Source organism: Mesorhizobium sp. M4A.F.Ca.ET.050.02.1.1 (assembly GCF_003997725.1).
Lineage (GTDB): Bacteria > Pseudomonadota > Alphaproteobacteria > Rhizobiales > Rhizobiaceae > Mesorhizobium.
The window spans coordinates 1-2,592 of record NZ_RZSG01000811.1 but is presented as its reverse complement, the minus strand read 5'-3'; the positions used below and the strand labels follow the sequence as shown (position 1 = coordinate 2,592).

Genomic DNA, 2,592 nt, shown 5'->3' with positions numbered 1-2,592 from the left:
ACCGTGCCGCCATGCTCGGTGCCGCCGCAAGCGCGCATCAGGCTCCTCGCCGAGATCACCTTGGCGCGGTCGACGTCGCGGGTGAACTCGGCGACATAATCGGTCGCCGGATTGACCACCAGCTCCTCCGGCGTGCCGGTCTGGATGACCTCGCCGTCCTTCATGATGGCGATGCGGTCGGCGAGCCGGATCGCCTCGTCGAAATCATGGGTGATGAAGACGATGGTCTTGTGCAGCATCGTCTGCAGCCGCATCAATTCGTCCTGCATCTCGCGGCGGATCAGCGGATCGAGCGCCGAGAACGGCTCGTCGAGGAACCAGATCTCCGGCTTGGTGGCGAGGCTGCGCGCGATGCCGACGCGCTGCTGCTGGCCGCCGGAAAGTTCGCGCGGATAGAAATGCTCGCGCCCGCGCAGGCCGACGAGCTCGATCACCTCGCGGGCGCGGCCCTCTCGCGTCGCCCGGTCCTGCCCCTGGATGCTCAAGGGAAAGGCGATATTGTCGAGCACGTTGAGATGCGGCAGCAGCGCGAAATTCTGGAACACCATGCCCATGCGGTGACGCCTGAGCTCGATCAGCGCCGCATCGGAGATTTTCAGCAGGTCCTTGCCTTCGAACTCGACCTTGCCGTGGCTCGGCTCGACCAGCCGCGACATGCAGCGCACCAGCGCCGACTTGCCTGAGCCGGACAGCCCCATGATAATGAAGATCTCGCCCTGGCGGATCTCGAGGTCGACGGCGCGGACCGCGCCGACCAGTCCCGCCGCCGCTATGTCGGTGAGGCTCGCCTTGCCGGCGCGCTCGCGGATGAAGCTCGCGGCATTGGCGCCGAACAGCTTCCAGACATTGCGGCAGGCAAGTTTTATCGGGCGCGCATCCCTGGGCGCGCCGGCGGCCTGCGGATCAGTCGCGTTGCTCATGCATTCGTCCTTCTGGAACGGGCAGTAGAGACCCGGCCATGCCCGGCCGGGTCTCGCAGTTTCCAGTCGGAACGGTCATTGCGCCCAGGCCTTCCAGTCGGCTTCGTGGGCAGCGATCCAGGCGGCGGCGACCTCTTCCGGCGACTTGCCGTTGAGGTCGATGTCGCCGCTCATCTTGTTGAGCTCGTCGGTGTCGATCGTATAGGCCTTGGCCACCTTGTAGGCGACCGGCCATTTCTCCTTCATGCCGCCCCAGGCATATTTCCAGATCTCGCCATGCGGCTTGCCGCAGTCATATTTGGCGTCCGGGTTGGTGCCCCATTTCGGGTCGGTGTAGCACTCCGGCGTGTATTCGGGGAATTGCACCCACTCGCCCTTGTACTTGGCCGGCGCCCAGTGCGGCGAATAGATCCACAGCATCATCGGCGCCTTGCGCTGATAGGCGGACTCGAGCTCGGCGAACATTGCCGCGTCGGTGCCGGCATGGATGACGGTGAAGGGCAGCTTCAGCGCCTCGACGCGCTCGTCGTCAAACCCTTCCCAGGTCACCGGGCCGCCCAGGTAGCGGCCCTTCGGCGTTGTCTCGGCCGTCGAGAAGGCTTCGGCGCATTTCGGGTCCTTCAGCGCTTCCCAGTTGGGCAGGCCCGGGCACTTTTCCTTCATGTATTCCGGAAACCACCATTCTTCCTTGGCCTTCGGGCCGAGCTTGCCCAGCCGTTCGGTCTGGCCGGTGGCGTCGGAAGCCTTCATGGCTTCGCCGGCGGTCGTGTCCCAGAATTCGAGGCCGACATCGAGGTCGCCATTGGTGAGGCCGGTGGTCAGGCTGGAGAGGTAATCTGCGGTCGGATATTCGACCGTGTAACCGAGCTTTTCGAGGATGCCGCCAAGAATCTTGGCGTTGAGGTTGACGCTGGTCCAGTCGAACAGGGCGATCTTGATCGGATCGCTGGATTCAGGCGCGGCCGCTTGCGCTGCCGGCGTCAGTGCGCTTGCCAGGGCAAGCGTTAGGGCTCCCATTGATGCTGTCGAAATCATGCTCCGAAGTGACATGCTTGTTCTCCTGTCAAGCTCTGGTGAGGATTATCGGTCGTTCCCTTCTTCTGGTCTTTTTATGATTGTGTTGGAAAAGCCGGTCGCTGCGCAAGCGCCCATCCGGCACTAAAGCCGGCGCGAAAGGTGAAATGATGCCAGGATGAAGGTGCCGTGCGAAGCGAGGCCGCGTCATGGCCGCCCGTCGATGGCTGCCGGGGCAGTCATCCGCGGTTCGATCGCCGCCAGCGCGGCGCTCTTGAGCATGCGAGCCATCAGGGTCCCATGATCCAGGCCTGGCGCGTCATGCGGCGAGCCGAAGCCGTTTCATAGGATGAAATTATATATACCAAGGTTCATGTCGCGCAACGCACAAACGCACTGAGCGATGCGCAATCCGACAGCCTCAGGACATGATCAGGCCGCCATCGACATTGATGGTCTGACCGGTGATGTAGGCCGCATCGTCGCTGGCGAGGAAGCTGACCAGCCCGGAGACGTCCTCGCCGCTGCCGGCACGGCCCATCGGGATGTTCTTCACCCACTCCGCCATCAACTCGCCCGGCTTGTAGTCGCCGAGCAGCTTGCCCCAGGCGGTGTCGTTATAGGCCCACATGTCGGTGTCGATGATGCCGGGGCAGAT

General features: G+C 63.5%; 3 protein-coding genes. All 3 read right to left on the bottom strand.

The window, feature by feature from the left end; translation table 11 throughout:
* The coding region (locus EOA33_RS31545; protein WP_145989394.1) for a glycine betaine/L-proline ABC transporter ATP-binding protein at nucleotides 1-920 on the bottom strand (920 nt) is incomplete at its 3' end.
* A 75-nt stretch (nucleotides 921-995) separates the two neighbouring features.
* Complete coding sequence (locus EOA33_RS31540; RefSeq protein ID WP_127407404.1) at nucleotides 996-1,970, bottom strand: ABC transporter substrate-binding protein; 975 nt, start codon at nucleotides 1,968-1,970, stop codon at nucleotides 996-998.
* A gap of 385 nt (nucleotides 1,971-2,355) precedes the next feature.
* Nucleotides 2,356-2,592 (bottom strand): SDR family oxidoreductase (locus tag EOA33_RS31535; RefSeq protein WP_127407403.1); only part of this gene is annotated, 237 nt, incomplete at its 5' end.